The organism is Serratia sp. NA_112.1, from assembly GCF_052691715.1.
The window spans coordinates 297959-316057 of the sequence record NZ_JBQZFO010000003.1 but is presented as its reverse complement, the minus strand read 5'-3'; the positions used below and the strand labels follow the sequence as shown (position 1 = coordinate 316057).

Annotated in this window: 18 protein-coding genes and 1 pseudogene; 12 read left to right on the top strand and 7 right to left on the bottom strand. The window is 54.3% G+C overall.

Annotated elements, in window-relative coordinates:
* Positions 1–4: 4 nt before the first annotated feature.
* Both ACUTQ5_RS09305 and ACUTQ5_RS09300 read right to left on the bottom strand, forming a co-directional pair.
* On the bottom strand, positions 5–1786 hold the full coding sequence (locus ACUTQ5_RS09305; RefSeq protein WP_445651017.1) for a GMC family oxidoreductase: 1782 nt from the start codon (positions 1784–1786) through the stop codon (positions 5–7).
* 2 nt (positions 1787–1788) lie between these two features.
* A complete protein-coding gene (locus tag ACUTQ5_RS09300; RefSeq protein WP_445651016.1) occupies positions 1789–2514 on the bottom strand; it encodes a gluconate 2-dehydrogenase subunit 3 family protein in 726 nt (241 codons plus the stop codon).
* A 109-nt stretch (positions 2515–2623) separates the two neighbouring features.
* On the opposite strand from ACUTQ5_RS09300, the gene ACUTQ5_RS09295 reads away from it, so the two are divergent.
* Positions 2624–2809, top strand: coding sequence for a hypothetical protein (locus tag ACUTQ5_RS09295; RefSeq protein WP_445651015.1), 186 nt, complete (start codon positions 2624–2626; stop codon positions 2807–2809).
* A gap of 14 nt (positions 2810–2823) precedes the next feature.
* Here the strand turns inward: ACUTQ5_RS09295 and ACUTQ5_RS09290 are convergent, their stop codons facing one another.
* A complete protein-coding gene (locus ACUTQ5_RS09290; protein ID WP_445651014.1) occupies positions 2824–3489 on the bottom strand; it encodes a transglycosylase SLT domain-containing protein in 666 nt (221 codons plus the stop codon).
* Between the two features lie 109 nt (positions 3490–3598).
* Between ACUTQ5_RS09290 and ghoS the strand changes: the two genes are divergently transcribed.
* The 5 genes from ghoS (at position 3599) to ACUTQ5_RS09265 (ending at position 7581) form a co-directional block, all read left to right on the top strand.
* The gene (gene ghoS / locus ACUTQ5_RS09285) at positions 3599–3898 is read left to right on the top strand and encodes a type V toxin-antitoxin system endoribonuclease antitoxin GhoS (RefSeq protein ID WP_445651013.1); all 300 of its coding nucleotides are present in this window, start codon (positions 3599–3601) and stop codon (positions 3896–3898) included.
* A 131-nt stretch (positions 3899–4029) separates the two neighbouring features.
* Complete coding sequence (locus tag ACUTQ5_RS09280) at positions 4030–4974, top strand: metal ABC transporter substrate-binding protein (RefSeq protein ID WP_445651012.1); 945 nt, start codon at positions 4030–4032, stop codon at positions 4972–4974.
* A complete protein-coding gene (locus tag ACUTQ5_RS09275; RefSeq protein WP_445651011.1) occupies positions 4971–5861 on the top strand; it encodes a manganese/iron ABC transporter ATP-binding protein in 891 nt (296 codons plus the stop codon). The genes ACUTQ5_RS09280 and ACUTQ5_RS09275 overlap by 4 nt, the downstream gene beginning before the upstream one ends.
* On the top strand, positions 5861–6721 hold the full coding sequence (gene yfeC / locus ACUTQ5_RS09270) for an iron/manganese ABC transporter permease subunit YfeC (protein WP_445651010.1): 861 nt from the start codon (positions 5861–5863) through the stop codon (positions 6719–6721). Before ACUTQ5_RS09275 ends, yfeC begins: the two co-directional genes overlap by 1 nt.
* Positions 6721–7581 (top strand): metal ABC transporter permease, encoded by an 861-nt coding sequence (locus ACUTQ5_RS09265; RefSeq protein ID WP_445651009.1) that lies wholly within the window; start codon positions 6721–6723, stop codon positions 7579–7581. Before yfeC ends, ACUTQ5_RS09265 begins: the two co-directional genes overlap by 1 nt.
* 37 nt (positions 7582–7618) lie before the next feature.
* Here ACUTQ5_RS09265 and ACUTQ5_RS09260 read toward each other — a convergent pair.
* Positions 7619–8066: pseudogene (locus ACUTQ5_RS09260) on the bottom strand (GNAT family N-acetyltransferase).
* A 264-nt stretch (positions 8067–8330) separates the two neighbouring features.
* Between ACUTQ5_RS09260 and ACUTQ5_RS09255 the strand changes: the two are divergent.
* On the top strand, positions 8331–9191 hold the full coding sequence (locus tag ACUTQ5_RS09255) for a fructosamine kinase family protein (RefSeq protein ID WP_445651008.1): 861 nt from the start codon (positions 8331–8333) through the stop codon (positions 9189–9191).
* A gap of 50 nt (positions 9192–9241) precedes the next feature.
* On the opposite strand, the gene ACUTQ5_RS09250 is transcribed toward ACUTQ5_RS09255, so the two are convergent.
* Positions 9242–9802, bottom strand: a complete 561-nt coding sequence (locus tag ACUTQ5_RS09250) for a YniB family protein (protein ID WP_445651007.1) — start codon at positions 9800–9802, stop codon at positions 9242–9244.
* 195 nt (positions 9803–9997) lie between these two features.
* Between ACUTQ5_RS09250 and ACUTQ5_RS09245 the strand changes: the two genes are divergently transcribed.
* The 4 genes from ACUTQ5_RS09245 to ACUTQ5_RS09230 all read left to right on the top strand — a co-directional run bounded on the left by ACUTQ5_RS09245 (position 9998) and on the right by ACUTQ5_RS09230 (position 14316).
* Complete coding sequence (locus ACUTQ5_RS09245; protein ID WP_445651006.1) at positions 9998–11278, top strand: HdeD family acid-resistance protein; 1281 nt, start codon at positions 9998–10000, stop codon at positions 11276–11278.
* Between the two features lie 65 nt (positions 11279–11343).
* On the top strand, positions 11344–12009 hold the full coding sequence (gene hxpB / locus ACUTQ5_RS09240; protein ID WP_445651005.1) for a hexitol phosphatase HxpB: 666 nt from the start codon (positions 11344–11346) through the stop codon (positions 12007–12009).
* A gap of 182 nt (positions 12010–12191) precedes the next feature.
* Complete coding sequence (locus ACUTQ5_RS09235) at positions 12192–12740, top strand: metal-dependent hydrolase (RefSeq protein ID WP_445651004.1); 549 nt, start codon at positions 12192–12194, stop codon at positions 12738–12740.
* Positions 12741–12924: 184 nt separating this feature from the next.
* Positions 12925–14316: an L-cystine transporter gene (locus ACUTQ5_RS09230; RefSeq protein ID WP_445651003.1), complete on the top strand. Its 1392-nt coding sequence runs from the start codon at positions 12925–12927 to the stop codon at positions 14314–14316.
* Positions 14317–14441: 125 nt separating this feature from the next.
* Here the strand turns inward: ACUTQ5_RS09230 and kdgR are convergent, their stop codons facing one another.
* On the bottom strand, positions 14442–15233 hold the full coding sequence (gene kdgR, locus ACUTQ5_RS09225) for a DNA-binding transcriptional regulator KdgR (protein WP_445651150.1): 792 nt from the start codon (positions 15231–15233) through the stop codon (positions 14442–14444).
* A gap of 239 nt (positions 15234–15472) precedes the next feature.
* Here kdgR and ACUTQ5_RS09220 point away from each other — a divergent pair, with 239 nt between their 5' ends.
* Entirely contained in the window at positions 15473–16867 is a 1395-nt protein-coding gene (locus ACUTQ5_RS09220; RefSeq protein ID WP_445651002.1) for an MFS transporter, read from the top strand.
* Between the two features lie 210 nt (positions 16868–17077).
* Here the strand turns inward: ACUTQ5_RS09220 and htpX are convergent, their stop codons facing one another.
* On the bottom strand, positions 17078–17956 hold the full coding sequence (htpX, locus tag ACUTQ5_RS09215; protein ID WP_012144856.1) for a protease HtpX: 879 nt from the start codon (positions 17954–17956) through the stop codon (positions 17078–17080).
* Between the last annotated feature and the right edge of the window lie 143 nt (positions 17957–18099).

The window sequence follows — 18099 nt, the reverse complement described above, 5'->3', positions numbered from 1 at the left end:
GTCCTTATGCCTGCACCAAAGGGCCTGGGTTTTTCAGATACTGCTCGCGAATAGCGCGTGCAGACCAGTAAGCCAACGCGGCCACGGTGCCGGTCGGGTTGTAACCCAGACCCTGCGGGAAAGCTGACGCGCCGATCGAGAACACGTTATGGACGTCCCAGCTTTGCAAATAGCGGTTCACCGCACTGGTCTTCGGATCTTCGCCCATCACCGCACCGCCGTTCATATGAGTGGTTTGGTAGCTGGTGGTATCGAAATGACTGTTGGCGTTTTTCGGGCTGCCAGAAATCAGTTTCGGGTTCATGGCCTTGGCGATCGGGGCCATTTTGTCGTACATAAATTGCGCCATCTTGATGTCGTTTTCCTGCCAGTCGAACGTCATGCGCAGCAGAGGCTGGCCGAACACGTTTTTGTAGGTAGGGTCGAGATCCAGATAGTTGCTGCGATACGACTGGTGCGCACCGTGGGCATCCATCGAGACATGATGGGTATAGGCATCGGCCACCGCCGCTTTCCACTTACTGCCCCAGGCCGGGGTGCCCGGAGGGGTTGGCAAGCCGGAGATCGGTTTGGTGCCCGCCTGGTTGACCCAGAACGGCGAACCGCCAACGAAGCCTGCTTCGGCATGGTCAAAGTTGTCGGCGTTGAAGTCGTCCACACCCACACCATTACCACCAGCGCCGATGAACGGGTTGGTAAACACGTCCTTGTCGAAAAACGCCTTGATAGTGGTCAGGTTTTGGTAAGCGAAGTTACGCCCAACCACACCTTCGCCGGTCACCGGATCGTAAGGTTTGCCGATACCGGACAGCAGCATCAGGTGAACGTTGTGGAACTGGAAAGCACCCAGGATCACCAGCTCGGCCGGCTGTTCGACTTCACGGCCTTGCGCGTCGATATAATTGACACCGGTTGCGCGAGATTTATCGTCGGTCAGGTTCACCTTCAACACATTGGCGTTGGTGCGCAGTTCGAAGCGTTTCTCCATGCGCAATGCCGGCAAAATATTGACGTTCGGTGAAGCCTTGGAATACATATAACAGGCGTAACCACTGCAGAAACCACAGAAGTTGCACGGCCCCATCTGCGCGCCATACGGATTGGTGTAGGAATCCGAAGTGTTGGCAGAAGGCAGGTTATAAGGGTGATAGCCCACGTCTCGCGCCGCTTTCTCGAACATTTGCGCAGAGAAAGTATTCTTCTGCGCCGGCAACGGGAAGTTGTCGGAACGGTCAGCCGCGAAGGGGTTACCGCCCTTCGGTGCCATTTTTTGGCCCTTGACGGTCCAGGCGGTGCCGGAGGTGCCGAACACTTTCTCCGCTTTGTCGAAGAAGGGCTCCAACTCGTCATAGGTGACACCGAAGTCCTGGATGGTCATGTCTTTCGGGATGAAGTTTTTGCCATAACGTTCTTCGTAGTGGCTACGCATGCGCAGCTCGATAGGATCGATGCGGAAATGTACGCCAGACCAGTGCAGGCCTGCGCCACCCACGCCGGTACCCGGCAGGAACGCCGCTAACTGACGGTAAGGCACTGCCGTCTGGCTGGTATTGTGACGAATGGTCACGGTGCTTTTTGACAAATCCTGGAACAGCTTGCGGCGAATGTTATAGGTCAGTTCGTCGATCACCTGCGGGTAGGAACCGTCCGGATAGGTATCGCGCATCGGGCCGCGTTCCAGCGCCACCACGTTGAGGCCAGCCTCGGTGAGTTCTTTGGCCATAATGGCGCCCACCCAACCGAAGCCGACGATCACCGCGTCTACTTTTTTCATTACCGTTGCCATTGTTACCCTCTCTCCCCACGAATTGATACCGGGGGTAAGGGATAACGTTCCCCTCGTTCAACCCAGTCCATAAAGTCGGCGCGCGCGCCAGGAAAATTAATCAGCTTCCAACCGACCATGTCTTTATTGCCACCATGGATTGGATCGCTAAAGAAACCTTCGCGGGTGTTTTGCAACAAGTAGGAGAAGAACAGTTTGGCAGGCAACTGCGAAAACTCAGCGTCGCCGGACTCAAATTTCTGCAACAACGCGTCCTGCTGTGCGGCGTCCAGGTCGGCAAAAACTTTACCGGCGGTTTTCTTGCTGTAGGCATCGGCATCAGCGATACCCAGGTTGTAGATCTGTTTCGGCACCAGCGGCAGTTGATAACCCATTTCCTTCGGAACATCCGGGTTAAACGGCCCCTGCATATACCAGATGGATCCGGTCGCGTACGGGGTATTCATCTGACGATCGATAAATTCCGGCACGCCAGCTTCCAGCGCCCCAGGACCACGATCGTCGGCCGGGATCAGACGTGCCACAGCCGCCTTGACGAAGGCCCACTCTTCCGGGGTAAAGAAGGTAGGCTGATAGTCGCTTGTTTTTGGGGTGTCTGTTGCCGCGACCGCCGGTATTGAGGCTGTCAGCGCACTAACGCCACTGCCGCCAATCACCGCTGCGGGGATTAAAGTCATCGATTTCAGCAAGAAATCGCGCCGTGAATTGTTAGTTTTATCGTCCGACATATCACATTCCATCCAAAGATAATCACAACTATTTAACCTCAACCTTGCGGTCGATGCGGGTTTCAAACATAAATTGTTACTTATTTGTATATTTATTGAAGGCCACAATGTGGCCAAACGCCAAAATGTTACCGGTAACTTATTGAATGAACGTAAAGATTTGCTGGTTAATGTAAAATTAACTATTCGTGCGGTTTTTCAGGTAACAGGATGGGAAATAACGAAAAATGAGAAGTGCATCGCGATTTTACCGCGCGCCAATAAAAAATCCGGCCCCAGTAAGAGGCCGGTTTAGCAAAGAAATTTGAACTAGGGCGACATTGCCTGGTAGGCGGTGGTCACCTTCCATAAATAGCGCGGCGCCTGCGGGGCCGGATGCTTTTTCTGGATATGCTGATAAAACTCATCCGGGCTCATCTGATTGATACGATTTACCGCGACGCGCTTGTCTGATGAGAAGGTCCGCAACATGGCACCCGCCCCATTCACATAAGACACAATGGTGGCGTAACGTAACGTCTGTGGATCGTTGATCCCGGCTAGCTGCTGGCTTTGAAGAATATTGATATAGGCCGTTCCCAGATCAATATTAACCGCCGGATCCTTCAACTCACGCGAGCTTGGCTGCCCGCTTCTTCCTTTCAGACGATAGGCGTCACGCCCGGCGGTTGAAGGTTTCAGCTGCATTAATCCCACGGCGTTCGAGGTACTGACTGCATTCGGGTTAAACCCGGATTCCACCTGAATAATCGCTTTAATCAGCGTTTCGTCAACGCCATAGCTGTTAGCGGCCTGACGAATGTAATCGTTATAGGCTATCGGTGTCCCTGTTCGGTTAACCGGAGCCTGTGGAGGGGTCTTTAACCAACCGCCACGTAATGTGCCACTGCCTGAAATATTGGTTGCTGTTTGCGGGTCTTTGGCACAACCCGACAAAAGCAAAATTGCCGTCAGGCAACCTATTTTTGTTTTCACAGAATCCCTCACTCCTTTCAATGAGTTGCGTAGCATATACAACTTGTAAGGACGCCTGTACGCTTTTTTTGGTCTAATCTCAAGCTACTCGTATACCAAGAGGTGATTTATGAGTCAATCTGCAACAACGTGTTTTGTGGTGACTTTTCGCTATCAGGAAGAAGGATTAGCTGATTTGGCCAAGCTGACAGGACAATTAACCCTTCATGGATTTGTCACGTCGGTGGCAGACGAAAATGGCATTCCGCATGAGCTGGGCAGCAACAGTTTTGCGTTGATAACCCCACTGGATCAACAGGATGTGCAGCTACTAGCACAGAAACTTGGGCAGGTGGCGTTGGGTAAGGTCCCTGATGTCGATATTGTCACCTACGATGGCTATATTAAGCGGTTACATACTGATACATAAAATGCTATAACTCACTGGGCGGTATTATTTTTCCAATTGAGTAAATAACCGGCAATCAGCCGGCAGGTGATGCTTGACTTTGCCTCAATTGATATTGATAATCATTTTCATTTGAGACAGGAGATGTCACCATGTTTATGAAACAACGCGCTTTTCCCCGCCTATTCATGACTAAACCCAGTGGCTTTTCCCGCCCTATCGCCCTGCTGTGCCTGTTATTGACTGCCAGCCTCGCCAGCCAGGCCGCATTGGCAGAGAAAAAACTGCGGGTGGTAACCACCTTTACCATCATTCAGGATATCGCCCAGAATGTGGCCGGTGATGCCGCCGTGGTGGAGTCAATCACCAAACCGGGCGCGGAAATCCATGATTATCAGCCAACACCGCGCGATATTGTTAAGGCGCAGCACGCCGACCTGATCCTGTGGAACGGTATGAATCTGGAACGCTGGTTCCAGCGTTTTTTTGAGAACATCAAACAGGTGCCTGCCGCGGTAGTCACCGAAGGCATCACCCCACTGCCGATCCGTGAAGGACCCTATAACGGTAACCCGAATCCGCACGCCTGGATGTCCGCCAGCAACGCACTGGTGTATATCGAAAACATCCGTAAGGCACTGGTACAACACGACCCGGGCAATGCCGAAACCTATAACCGCAATGCCAAAACCTATGCCGCCAAAATTGCCGCGTTGGACGCACCGCTGCGCGAACGCCTGGCACGCATCCCTGCAGCTCAGCGTTGGTTAGTGACCAGTGAAGGTGCCTTCAGCTATTTGGCGAAAGACTATCAGTTGAAAGAAGTGTATCTGTGGCCAATCAACGCCGATGAGCAAGGCTCGCCGCAGCAGGTTCGCCGGGTGATTGACGCCGTGCGCGCCAACCACATCCCGGTGGTATTTAGCGAAAGTACCATTTCCGACAAACCTGCCAAACAGGTCGCCAAAGAGACAGGCGCAAAATACGGCGGCGTACTCTATGTCGATTCACTGTCTGCTCAGGGTGGCCCGGTGCCGACTTATATCGACCTGCTCAATGCCACCGTACAAACCATTGCCAAAGGATTTGATCAATGACCACCGAGGTTTTTGTCCGCCCTGAATTGAGCGTGGACGACGTTACCGTGACCTACAACAACGGCCATACCGCGATCCACAACGCCAGTTTCACCCTGAGTGGCGGCGCCATTTGCGCGCTGGTTGGCGTCAACGGCAGCGGTAAATCGACCCTGTTCAAAAGTATTATGGGGCTGGTCCGGCCCACCAGCGGCCGCGTACAACTCAACGAGCAACCAGTCGCGCAGGCGCTGAAGAAAAACGTGATTGCCTACGTCCCGCAAACCGAAGAGGTTGACTGGAATTTCCCGGTATTGGTAGAAGACGTGGTGATGATGGGCCGCTATGGCAAGATGAACTTCCTGCGCATCCCTTCAAAGGAGGACAGATTGCGGGTCGATAAGGCGCTGGAGCGCGTTGGCCTGAGCGAACTGCGCACCCGCCAGATCGGCGAACTTTCCGGCGGGCAAAAAAAACGCGTCTTTCTGGCGCGGGCGCTGGCTCAACAAGGGACGGTTCTGCTACTGGACGAGCCCTTTACCGGCGTCGACGTCAAAACCGAGAATGCCATTATTGATCTGCTGCGCGCGTTGCGCGATGAAGGCCACCTAATCCTGGTTTCCACCCATAACCTGGGAAGCGTGCCGGAGTTTTGCGATCGGGTGATCCTGATTAATCGTACGGTGCTGGCCGCAGGGCCGACTGAAACCACCTTTACCCAGAACAACCTGGAACAGGCATTTGGCGGCGTACTGCGGCATATCAACCTGTCCGGCCCGGACCTGCACGACGACAACGATCCGCGCACCCTGACGGTGCTGACCGATGACGAGCGCCCGGCGGTGTTCTACGGCCATAGCAAAAGTGACCCGCCGGCGCAAAGCCAGCCAAAGGAGAAACAACCCTGATGCTGGAACTTCTGCTGCAACCCTTCAGTTACAACTATATGGTCAAAGCCATCTGGGTCAGCGCCATCGTCGGTGCCGCCTGCGCGTTCCTGTCGGCCTACCTGATGCTGAAAGGCTGGTCGCTGATGGGTGATGCCCTGTCGCACTCGGTGGTGCCTGGTGTCGCGGGTGCCTATGCGCTGGGCCTGCCCTACGCCGCAGGTGCCTTCTTTACCGGCATGCTGGCCGCACTGGCCATGACGCTGGTGCGCCACATCACTCGCCTGCGTGAAGACGCGATTATCGGCTTTATCTTTTCCACCTTCTTCGCCGTCGGCCTGCTGATCGTTTCGCTCAACCCCACCTCGGTAAATGTGCAGTCGATTATCTTCGGCAATATTCTCGGAATTGCCGATGAAGACGTGTTGCAGGTCGAGATTATCATCGGCGTATCGCTGCTGATCCTGTGTCTGGTGTGGAAAGATCTGCTGGCGGTGTTCTTTGACGAAAACCACGCGGTGTCGATTGGCCTGTCGCCGCTGCGGCTGAAGATCCTGTTCTTCACCCTGCTCAGCGCCTGCACCGTGGCGGCATTACAAACCGTCGGCGCGATTTTGGTGATAGCCATGGTCATCACGCCAGGCGCCACTGCCTATCTGCTGACCGACCGTTTCAGTCGGCTGGTGATCATCGCCATCGTGATCGGCGCATTGACCAGCGGCTTCGGGGCTTACCTGAGCTTCTTCCTCGACGGCGCGACCGGTGGGGTGATCGTGACCCTGCAGACGCTGGTGTTCCTGGCCGCCTTTTTCTTTGCCCCCAAGCACGGCCTGCTGGCATCCAAACACCGCGTAGCGCGTGAACAGACCGGAGGCCACTGATGGAAACCTTGTATCAACTGCTCAGCGAGCCGTTCGCCTATCCGTTTATGCAGCGGGCGATCCTGGCCGCTATCGTCACCGGCGTAGTCTGTGCGGTGCTGTCCTGTTATCTGGTGCTCAAGGGCTGGTCACTGATGGGCGATGCCATTTCGCATGCGGTGCTGCCCGGCATCGTGCTGGCATTTGTGCTCGGCATCCCGGTGGTGATCGGTGCGTTTTTCTCCGGTATTTTCTGCGCAGTCGCCACCGGTTACCTGAAAGAAAACAGCCGGGTGAAAGAGGATACGGTGATGGGCATCGTGTTCTCTGGCATGTTCGCCTTTGGGCTGGTGTTGTTTTCACGCGTCGATACCGATCAGCATCTGAGCCACATTCTGTTCGGCAACATGCTGGGTATTACCGATGTCGAACTGAAACAGACGCTGCTGATGGCCGGTATTACCCTGTTGGTGGTGTTGCTCAAACGCAAGGATCTGATGCTTTACTGTTTCGATCCCAACCATGCCAGGGTGATTGGCCTGCCGGTGAAGCTGTTGCACTACGGGTTACTGTGCCTGCTGGCGCTGACCATTGTCGCTTCGCTGCAGGCGGTGGGGGTGATTCTGGTGATTGCGATGTTAATCGCACCTGGGATTATTGCCTTTATGCTGTGCCGCAGCTTCGATCGCATGTTGATGGTCGCCACGGTAGTTTCGGTGTTCTCCTGCGTGCTCGGCACCTTGATCAGTTTTCACATTGACGGGGCCACCGGCCCCTGCATTGTGATCGTTCAGGCGATTCTGTTTGTGGTCGCTCTGCTCTACAGCAAGTTCAGACCGTTACAACGTCACGAAGAAAGCTTAATCAACGTCAAACCTTGAAACAGGCGGCGGTGCCCAATCGCACCGCCGCCTGATGTTACTCCTGCTGGTAAATATCCGGCCGGACAATCTGCCAGACAAAATCCTCACGATTCACCGCTTCATAACCCGCTTTCTGGTACAGCCACGGCGCAGTACCTGACCAGCATAATTCGTCGCAGCCGTTGCAGCACAGGGTGTTTCAACGTGCAATCCATCAACCAACGCGCTAACCCCTGCCCCTGATAATCCGGAGAGACAAACACATCGCACAGCTAACCGAAAGTGGCGTAATCCGTAACCAGACGGGCAAAGCCAATCTGTTGTTGCTGATGATACAAACCAAAACACAGGCTGTTGTCGATGGACAACTGCACCGTCGCCAGCGAAATGCCACTCGCCCAGGTCGAGGTGGTCAAAAAAGCGTGGATAAAGGCGATATTTAATTCACTCTTATCACTGTTAATCCGGTATTCACCGCTCTGCCACTGCTGGTTTTGCTCCATTAATTTCTCATCTCATTGATAGTAAAGGCCATCTTAAGATTCTACTGTCGCGACATGTGCAATCAGCCTGATAAACATCGCTCTCACGCCGGCAAGTTGCAACATGCGCCGTACTTAAATTAATCAATAGCGTATATACTTTGAGCAAACGCGAGTGGCGAGAAAATCGCCTGTTGTTGGTGCCAGCTGTGCGCCAGGTCGTGTTTTCTTCAGGCTAAAGACGCTAACCTAATGAATTCGCAGGCAACACAGAGGGGGTGTACCATGTGGCAAGCCGTTAGCCGTCTGTTAAGTGAACATCTTGGCAGCGCAGAAATCCGCGCAAAAACCGAACTGCCAGGGGGCGATATTCACCCGGCATGGTGTGTGAGTTACGGTGACCACCTGGTGTTTGTCAAATGCGATGCCCGGGAACTGTTGCCCATCTTTACCGCCGAGGCCGACCAGTTGGAGTTACTTGCACGCAGTAAAACGGTGCGGGTCCCGCAGGTATACGGCGTCGGCAGCGATCGCGACTACAGTTTCCTGCTGCTGGAGTATCAACCCCTGAAACCCTTTGATGCCCACGGCGCCTACTGTCTTGGCCAACAACTGGCTCATCTGCACAAATGGAGCGAACAGCCGCAGTTCGGTCTCGACTTCGACAACGATTTGTCTACCACTCCGCAACCCAATGCCTGGCAGCGCCGCTGGTCAGAGTTTTTTGCCGAGCAGCGTATTGGCTGGCAGTTGCAAATGGCGGCAGAGAAAGGCATGACCTTCGGGGATATTGATGAGATTGTTGACGCGGTGTATCTCCGCCTGCAGCACCATCAGCCGCAGCCTTCACTGTTGCATGGCGATTTATGGCCTGCCAACTGCGCTTTAACTGCCAACGGCCCCTTGCTGTTTGATCCAGCCTGCTATTGGGGCGACAGAGAGTGCGATTTGGCGATGCTGCCACTGTATCCGGAGCTGCCGCCGCAGATTTATGACGGTTACCAAAGCATCTGGCCTTTGGAGAATGGATTTATCGAACGTCAGCCGTTGTATCAGCTGTATTACCTGCTCAACCGCAGCAATCTGTTTGGTGGCCAGCATCTGGTCAAGGCCCAGCGTGCGGTGGAAACACTGCTGCATTCCTAGCCGCGATAAAAATCAAGGCGCTGAACCCAGCGCCTCAACTTTATCTCACCTTAAGCCACGCTGGCCAGTTGGCCGAGCAGCTTGATAACAAACCAGGCGATCACCGCAATCACCACCGGTAAAATGTACAGCGGGAAGTATTGCAGAAAAATGGTGTGGTGCGGCAGGGTAATACGTTCTTCCAACTGCGCACGGGTGTGCCCCTCGCCGCCCTTGGCCTGCTCGAGGATCATCTGGTCTTCCAGGCCCTCGCGAATAAATTTCACCTGGCGTGACATGCGCGCACCTGAAGCCTGCAGCGCCAGCCCGACAAAAATCAGAATATAAATCACGATAAACATGAAATTAGCGCCACTGAACAGGCTTTTTTCGACGTCCGGGACCGGCGAGTTATACCAGAAGATATTCAGGAACGGCGTATTGAAGCGCACCATATCGACCATCACGTGGACAAAATCCAGCATTACCGCATTGATGCCTTTAGTCTTTTCGCTGTGCTGATAAACAAACATCAACATTGAGATCAGCGTTGAAAGCAACGCCGGGATAAAAACCACCCAGCCAAGAATACGTTTGATAATGGCGATGCGCCCAGCCTGTTGATACGTCATGTGTTCCCCTTGTAAGCGACGTAACCGTAATTGACTAAGTCTACCTGTAGTTACTGAAACTCGCCCACCGTTTTCTTCACCGTTATTGTGCTACAAGCGTAGCCGGGATTATCCGAAATCAACAGCTTAACGACATCCGCGCGTTACCATTAAATAGTTATATAGTTAAATCAATCCGTTTAGACAGGGGCCACCATGATCCGGCTGATTATCTTATTGTTGGGCACACAGGCGCTGCACGGGCAGCGCCGCCTGCTGATGCTGTTCGGCTGGTTGTGGATCTGCGTGGGCATGCTGATGCTGTTCGACATTCTGCAGGATGGTCGTTCGGTGCTGGCGTTAGATGCCTTGGCAGTCATATTGGCGCTGGAGGGGCTGGTGGCGATTTCCGCCGCGTTGGTGATAGGTTCTTCCGCCAGCCGACCGGTGCTGCTGAAAGGCCTGGGCTTTATCTTTATGGCCTTTACGATTTTTGACGTACCTGCAGACGGTAACATTGTCGCCACGTTGGTATTTGGCAGTGCGCTGTTACTTGACGGCGCGGTACGTATCGCCTCCTCCACGGTGATCCAGCACAGCCGCTGGAAGCCGGTAGCGCTCGCTGGCAGCGGTGAAATTCTGCTTTCATTGATGATCTTTTTCGGCTGGCCGGCACCACACCGCATGACGGTGCCCTTTTGCCTCGGCGTAATGATCCTGCTTTCCGGTTGGGCGCTGCTGCGCATTGCACGCCGGCTGGAAAGCTTTTCTCTGAATCAAAATCAGGATCAGTCGGGACTACAATGGGCGCATGACTCCAGCCCACTCAACCTGTACGTCTGGACGCCAATAGGTTCGGCAAAAGACGCTCGCCGACGTTACATCGTCGACCGCTACATAGCCGCAGTAGACGGCGACGGTAACATCTCCACCGGGCATGCTGCCGTGGCACTCGATCCGGATCTGTATATTAGCCACTATCCGCTTAACAATATCAGCCACTCCGCACAGGATTTCCGCCAGTTGCTACATTCCGGCGAGCAAAACAACGTCGACGGGCGTTTTCTGCCGAGCCTGCAGCAAGAGGTGGCGGCCTGGTGCCCACCGGATAAAAAAATCCAGTTTCATCGCTATAACCCGACGGCGCTGCGCGCTTTTTGGCAACGCTATCGGCAGGACACCACCTACAATCTGACCCGTCGCAACTGTTCCACCACAGTGATTCGGGCACTCGACAGCGCGCTGGAAGGCGTACTGGGCGATAAGCATCTGTGGCGACGTTTTCTGTTGCTGGTGCTCGATCCCAACCTGTGGATGCTGGCGGTGCTGCGCAGCCGTGGCGAAAGCATGACCTGGACGCCAGGATTGGTGCTGGACTATGCGCGCATGCTACAGCAGGTCACCGAGCGCCAACATCAGCGCTGGTGGTTAAAGCTGCGGGAAGTGTGGCGTATCCTGCGCTTTGGCCGGGGTCAGCCCGGTAGGCAAAAGTTTTAGTCTCGCCGTCAGCGATGATAAAGTGTTTGCCACATTCATCGGCGCCGGCAAGGAGTTAACCGTTAATGACCTATTCGCAACGCATTGAAACCGCTATTTTTGATATGGATGGTTTATTGATCGATTCAGAACCCCTGTGGCTACAGGCGGAACTGGATATCTTTGGCGCACTGGGGCTGGATTTGTCCGACCGCCACAAGCTACCGGATACCCTGGGTCTGCGCATCGATCTGGTGGTGAAAATGTGGTACCAAGCCATGCCGTGGCAAGGGGTTTCGCAAGAGGAAGTTTCAGCGCGGATCATCGAACGCGCCATAGAACTGGTACGTGAAAAACAACCGCTGTTGCCAGGCGTGCAGCAGGCGCTGGAACTGTGCCGCAGTCTGGATCTGAATATCGGCCTGGCTTCCGCTTCGCCGTTGCACATGCAACAGCAGGTGCTGCAGATGTTTGGCCTTGAAGGCTACTTTGACCAATTGGTTTCCGCCGAGTATCTGCCATATAGCAAGCCGCACCCCGAAGTGTATCTGATCGCCGCCGAGCGCCTCGGCAGTGATCCACTGCGCTGCATCACTCTGGAAGACTCATTCAACGGCATGATTGCCACCAAGGCCGCCAGAATGCGTTCGATTGTTATCCCGGCGCACGAATATCGCGACGATCCGCGCTGGGCATTGGCCGACCATAAGCTCGAAACGCTGGAACAGCTGACACCGGATCACCTAGCGTAATTTTCGCGGCATCGGTCTGATCCCGGTGCCATGACTATCCCCTTCAAGCCCCATCAGCGCTTAATTTCAAAATAGCGCATTGTGTCATAAAATAAACAATTGGTTACAGGGTAACTGCTTCCACTACTGGAAATTTTCCCATATACTGGATAAATTAACAGTTTATCAGCTGGAACGGCAGTATGACCGCGGAAGGACATCTTATTTTCTCTGTCGCTTGCGCGATTTTCGCCAAAAAGGCCGAGGTGACACCATCGCTTGCTACCGGCGACTGGTGGCATATTATCCCCGCTGCTCTGCTGACTTCGTTGCTGCCCGATATCGATCACCCAAAATCGGTGTTAGGCCAGCGTCTGCGCTGGATCGCCATTCCAATCTCTCGTGCCTTCGGCCATCGCGGTTTTACTCATAGCCTGCTGGCGATCGCCGGTGGCATGGCACTGTTCCAGCTTGACGTCCCACGCAGTTGGCCGATCCCGCCGGATGTGCTGCATGCGATGATTATCGGTTACTTCAGTCACCTGTTGGCAGATATGCTCACCCCCGCCGGCGTGCCCTTGCTTTGGCCTTGCCGCTGGCGTTTTCGCCTGCCGCTGCTAAATTCTCAGAAAGGCAACCAACTCGAGCGCGCTCTGTGCCTGTGTCTGGTCGCTTTCGCTGTCTACTGGCAAGGCGGTTGCACCATTCCTGTGCAGTCCTATTTCGAACAAATAAAAAATATCAGACTGTGATCACAAAAAAACGGCCATTTAATATCCGAAAAGATTATTAATCAAACAAATTCACCCACAAAGTTATATCAAATTCCATTTGGATATAAGTGAGCCGTTACGCAAACTGTTACGATATTTAGTATCGCTACGCCTTGGTGCATAGCCATTTTTATATAAGAAAAAATAATTGGAGACATTGGGGATGAATCTTCCGCTGGTTATTAACGTGGTGATTTTTGTCGCCCTCCTTTTGCTGTTGGCGCAAACCCGCCATAAGCAATGGAGCCTGGCGAAAAAGGTATTGGTCGGCCTGGTAATGGGCGTGGTGTTCGGTCTGGCACTGCAACTGGTTTACGGTTCCGATAACCCGGTACTGAAAGAATCCATCAGTTGGTTCAACATTGTCGGCAACGGCTATGTGCAACTGCTACAAATGATTGTTATGCCATTGGTGTTCGCCTCAATTTTGAGCGCGGTCGCCAAGCTGCATAACGCCTCTTCATTGGGAAAAATCAGCTTCCTGACGATTGGCACCCTGCTGTTCACCACGCTGATCGCCGCACTGGTGGGCGTGCTGGTCACCAACCTGTTCGGTTTGACCGCAGAAGGCCTGGTGCAGGGCACGCAGGAAAGCGCGCGCATGGCGGCTATTCAGAGCAACTACGTCGGTAAAGTAGCCGACCTGACCGTACCGCAACTGGTGCTGTCGTTCGTGCCGAAAAATCCGTTTGCCGATCTGACCGGTGCCAGCCCAACCTCGATCATTAGCGTGGTGATCTTCGCCGCCTTCCTGGGTGTGGCTTCGCTGCAGTTGCTGAAAGACGATAAAGAGAAAGGCCAACGCGTACTGGTCGCTATCGACACCCTGCAAGCCTGGGTCATGAAGCTGGTGCGTCTGGTCATGAAACTGACCCCGTACGGCGTCCTGGCGTTAATGACCAAAGTGGTGGCCGGTTCCAACATCCACGACATCGTCAAACTCGGCAGCTTCGTGGTGGCCTCTTACCTCGGTCTGACCATCATGTTTGGCGTGCATGCGGTGCTGCTGGCCTTCACCGGCGTTAACCCGGCAAAGTTTTTCCGCAAAGTCTGGCCGGTGATCACCTTTGCCTTCACCAGCCGCTCCAGCGCCGCCAGCATTCCGCTGAATGTGGAAGCACAAACCCGTCGCCTGGGTATACCTGAATCGATTGCCAGTTTCTCGGCGTCGTTCGGCGCGACTATCGGCCAGAACGGTTGTGCCGGTCTCTACCCGGCCATGCTGGCGGTGATGGTTGCCCCTACCGTCGGTATCAACCCGCTTGATCCGCTGTGGATCGCCACGCTGGTGGGTATCGTCACCATCAGCTCCGCCGGTGTTGCCGGTGTGGGTGGCGGCGCAACCTTCGCCGCGCTGATTGTGCTGCCTGCACTGGGCCTGCCGGTCACGCTGGTCGCTCTACTGATTTCGGTTGAACCACTGATCGACATGGGCCGTACCGCGCTGAACGTTAGCGGTTCCATGACCGCCGGTACCGTCACCAGCCAACTGATGAAACAGACTGACAAGTCCATTATGGACAGCGAAGACGAAGTGGAACTGGCTCACCAGTAAATTTCATCGAAATTAAAAAACCGGGGCTGAAGCAGGTCCCGGTTTTTTTACGTCTGAAAACCGCTAAATCTAAAATAAAAAAAGCGTTGCCAGTGAATGGGACGCCTTGATGGCAACCGGCGGAATTAGAATGGGTAGTCGTGGTAGCCCATTTGCTCGGAAATGTTGCGGGCGGCGATATGCAGCCGTTTGACGTAATCGGCTTTGGCCTCTTCCGAGTAACGAATGGACGGGAACGAGATGCTCAAGCCGGCGGTGACTACACCAAAACGGTCAAACACCGGCACCGCAATGCAGCGCAACCCTTCTTCCTGTTCTTCGATGTCTTCACCCACCCCCTGCTCACGCACCTGATCCAGCTGTGACATCAAGGCCGCGGCATCGGTCAGGGTGTTCGGGGTGCTGCAGGTAAACTCAATTTTTGACAGGATTTGCGCCACTTCAGCCCGGTCACGCCAGGCCAACAGCACTTTACCGATCGCCGTGCTGTGCAGCGGGTTGCGACGACCAATACGTGAATACATACGCAGGTTATACATGGCGTCGATTTTATGGATATAGACAATACTGTCCTCATCCAGCGCCCCGAGGTGAATAGCTTCACGGGTGTGGTTCGACAGTTCGCGCATCTGGATATCGGCGCTGCGGATCAGATCGACACTTTGTAGCGACTTGGCTCCCAGTTCAAACAGCTTGAGCGTGAGCGCGTATTTTTCCGACTCCCCCTCCTGCGAAACATAGCCCAATGACTTCATGGTCTGCAGAAAACGGTAGACGGTGCTCTTGGACATCATCACCCGCTGGGAAAGCTCGGTTATGCCAATCTCACGTTCTTCGCCCAGCGCCTGCAAGATACCAAATACCTTCAGCACGGATGAAACCGCATCCGGTTGTTTATCTGAGTCTGCGTTAACCATAGTCAATATCAATATCCTACCCGGCATTTTCTGTTTTAAGAAATTTGAACACGAGTTTCAGTATATGCGGTACCGTGGAAAGCACGCAATCTGCCCTGGGGATAAATGCCTGAGAAGGAAAGAATTGAGCGCTCAACTCTCATCGGTTATTACAATTGAGCGGGAATCTGTGGATGCAATCGCAGACTAATATGATTAGCATGGTAATACTCCCCCGAATTAATACCTTCGAGATCAACATGCGTTCTTGTACTGACGGCCTGCCCGTCCCACAACGCTATGGGGCTATTCTCGCCATTGCCCTGGGCATCACCGTCTCGGTGCTCGATGGCGCGATTGCCAACGTGGCACTGCCGACCATCGCGCGCGATCTGAATGCCAGCCCGGCCAGCTCCATCTGGGTGGTTAACGCCTACCAGTTGGCGATCACCATTTCGCTACTGTCGCTGGCCTCGCTCGGTGACCTGATCGGTTATCGTCGCATCTATCAGGCCGGTCTGTTGGTATTCAGCATTACCTCGCTGTTCTGCGCCCTGTCCGACTCGCTGACGACGCTGACCATTGCTCGTGTGCTGCAAGGCTTTGGCGCCGCCGCTATCATGAGTGTCAACACCGCGTTAATACGCATTATCTATCCACAGCGGTTTCTCGGCCGCGGTATGGGTATCAATTCACTGATTGTCGCCTTTTCCTCAGCAGCCGGGCCGACGGTAGCGGCGGCTATCCTGTCGCTGGCCTCCTGGCAATGGCTGTTCGCGATTAACCTGCCGATTGGTATCGTCGCGTTGTTGCTGGGGATGAAGTACCTGCCCGGCAACAGCCAAAAAAGCACGAATCAGCGTTTTGATCCGGCCAGTGCGGTGATGAACGCCCTGACCTTCGGGTTGCTGATCACCGCCATCAGCGGCTTTGCCCAGGGCCAAAGCCTGGCGCTGATATTCAGCGAAATCGCCGCGCTGCTGGTGATTGGCTTCTTCTTTGTTCGCCGCCAGCTGCGTCAGCAATTCCCACTGCTCCCGGTGGACTTGCTGCGCATTCCGATTTTCGCGCTGTCGATGGGTACTTCGATTTGTTCCTTCGCCGCCCAGATGCTGGCGATGGTCTCGTTGCCGTTCTTCCTGCAAAGCACGCTGGGCCGCGACGAGGTCGCCACCGGGTTGCTGCTGACACCCTGGCCTTTGGCGATTATCGTCATGGCACCGCTTGCAGGACGTCTGGTTGAGCGCATTCATGCTGGGTTGTTAGGCTGTATCGGTCTCGCGGTGTTTGCTCTGGGTTTGTTCTTGTTGGCGCTGCTGCCGCAAAACCCTTCAGACCTGGATATCATCTGGCGCATGGTGCTATGCGGTGCCGGTTTTGGGTTGTTTCAGTCACCGAATAACCACACCATTATTTCCGCCGCCCCACGCAACCGCAGTGGGGGTGCCAGCGGCATGCTGGGCACCGCCCGGCTGTTGGGACAGACCTCGGGAGCCGCGCTGGTGGCGTTAATGTTCAACCTGTTCCCCACCTCCGGCACTCATGCCTCGTTGATCCTGGCCGGAACTTTTGCCACATTGGCGGCGGCGGTCAGCAGCCTGCGCATTACCCAGCCGCGCTCACAAGCGGAGCCAAGCAGTCAGCAAGCCAAATAACGAACATAAAAAAACCCCGGCGAGCCGGGGTTTTAAGTTGCTGACAAAGCAGGAAAAAGCGTGGTTTTTCCTGCTTTGTGGTGAGCAGCCGAAAATCAATAAATTGATTTTCCTGATTTTTATTTATCGGCCTCTACTCGATCTGGGCTGGAATGAGGTTTGTCATCAGTCTGAAACCCCGGCGAGCCGGGGTTTTTTACTTTCTGAAAGTTACTTCAGATACTGACCTGAACGCAGTGCTTCGATACGTTTATCGAGCGGCGGGTGCGACATGAACAGTTCGCTGAACGACTTGGACTTGCCGTTGATGCAGAACGCCATCATATTGCCCGCTTCCTGTGGCTCATAGCTGGTTTTAAGCCGTTGCAGTGCGGCGATCATCTTCTCGCGGCCCACCAGTTTGGCGGAGCCTGCGTCGGCATAGAACTCACGATGACGTGAGAACCACATGGTGATAATGCTGGCCAGGATGCCGAATACCAGCTCCAGAACCATCGACACGCCGAAATAGATCATCGGGTTGCCGTTGCCTTCCCCTTCGCCGTCACGGTTGCCCAGGAAGCCGGCGGCGGCCTGTGCGATCAGACGAGAGATGAAGATCACGAAGGTGTTCACGATACCCTGAATCAGCGTCATGGTGACCATATCGCCATTGGCAACGTGGCTGATTTCGTGGGCAATAACCGCTTCTGCTTCATCACGGCTCATGCTTTGCAGCAGGCCGGTGCTGACGGCAACCAGTGACGCATTACGGCGCGCACCGGTGGCGAAGGCGTTGATGTCTGGTGCGTGATAAATAGCCACCTGCGGCATGGCAATGCCTGCCTGCTGCGACTGACGCCGTACCGTTTCCAGCAGCCAGTTTTCGGTCTCGTTACGCGGTTGTTCAATCACTTCCCCGCCGACGGAGCGCAACGCCATCCATTTGGACATCAGCAGTGAGACAAACGAGCCGCCGAAACCAAACAGACCGGCCATGATCATCAGGCCCTGAACGCTACTGGATTGGATTCCTGTCAGGCTGAGCACCAGCCCGAAAACCAACATCACCGCCAGGTTGGTGAGCAGGAACAGAGCTATACGCATCATAAAATGTTTACTTCCTCATAAATGTTAACAAAATGCTGCCTCGGTTACCCTAGATGGTATGGGCATTCGTCACAGTTTCAAGAGTTGCACGCCATTAACCTACTAAAAATACGAAACTTTACAAAATCGGCGTTCCAGCATGG

Excerpts from the sequence above, each read along its gene's own strand:
- ACUTQ5_RS09255 (WP_445651008.1), top strand. The coding sequence starts at position 8,331 with ATGTGGCAAGCCGTTAGCCGTCTGTTAAGTGAACATCTTGGCAGCGCA.
- ACUTQ5_RS09275 (WP_445651011.1), top strand. The coding sequence starts at position 4,971 with ATGACCACCGAGGTTTTTGTCCGCCCTGAATTGAGCGTGGACGACGTT.
- ACUTQ5_RS09230 (WP_445651003.1), top strand. The coding sequence starts at position 12,925 with ATGAATCTTCCGCTGGTTATTAACGTGGTGATTTTTGTCGCCCTCCTT.
- ACUTQ5_RS09305 (WP_445651017.1), bottom strand. The coding sequence starts at position 1,786 with ATGGCAACGGTAATGAAAAAAGTAGACGCGGTGATCGTCGGCTTCGGT.
- ACUTQ5_RS09300 (WP_445651016.1), bottom strand. The coding sequence starts at position 2,514 with ATGTCGGACGATAAAACTAACAATTCACGGCGCGATTTCTTGCTGAAA.
- ACUTQ5_RS09235 (WP_445651004.1), top strand. The coding sequence starts at position 12,192 with ATGACCGCGGAAGGACATCTTATTTTCTCTGTCGCTTGCGCGATTTTC.
- ACUTQ5_RS09280 (WP_445651012.1), top strand. The coding sequence starts at position 4,030 with ATGTTTATGAAACAACGCGCTTTTCCCCGCCTATTCATGACTAAACCC.
- ACUTQ5_RS09220 (WP_445651002.1), top strand. The coding sequence starts at position 15,473 with ATGCGTTCTTGTACTGACGGCCTGCCCGTCCCACAACGCTATGGGGCT.
- ACUTQ5_RS09245 (WP_445651006.1), top strand. The coding sequence starts at position 9,998 with ATGATCCGGCTGATTATCTTATTGTTGGGCACACAGGCGCTGCACGGG.
- hxpB (WP_445651005.1), top strand. The coding sequence starts at position 11,344 with ATGACCTATTCGCAACGCATTGAAACCGCTATTTTTGATATGGATGGT.
- ghoS (WP_445651013.1), top strand. The coding sequence starts at position 3,599 with ATGAGTCAATCTGCAACAACGTGTTTTGTGGTGACTTTTCGCTATCAG.
- ACUTQ5_RS09265 (WP_445651009.1), top strand. The coding sequence starts at position 6,721 with ATGGAAACCTTGTATCAACTGCTCAGCGAGCCGTTCGCCTATCCGTTT.
- ACUTQ5_RS09250 (WP_445651007.1), bottom strand. The coding sequence starts at position 9,802 with ATGACGTATCAACAGGCTGGGCGCATCGCCATTATCAAACGTATTCTT.
- htpX (WP_012144856.1), bottom strand. The coding sequence starts at position 17,956 with ATGATGCGTATAGCTCTGTTCCTGCTCACCAACCTGGCGGTGATGTTG.
- kdgR (WP_445651150.1), bottom strand. The coding sequence starts at position 15,233 with ATGGTTAACGCAGACTCAGATAAACAACCGGATGCGGTTTCATCCGTG.
- yfeC (WP_445651010.1), top strand. The coding sequence starts at position 5,861 with ATGCTGGAACTTCTGCTGCAACCCTTCAGTTACAACTATATGGTCAAA.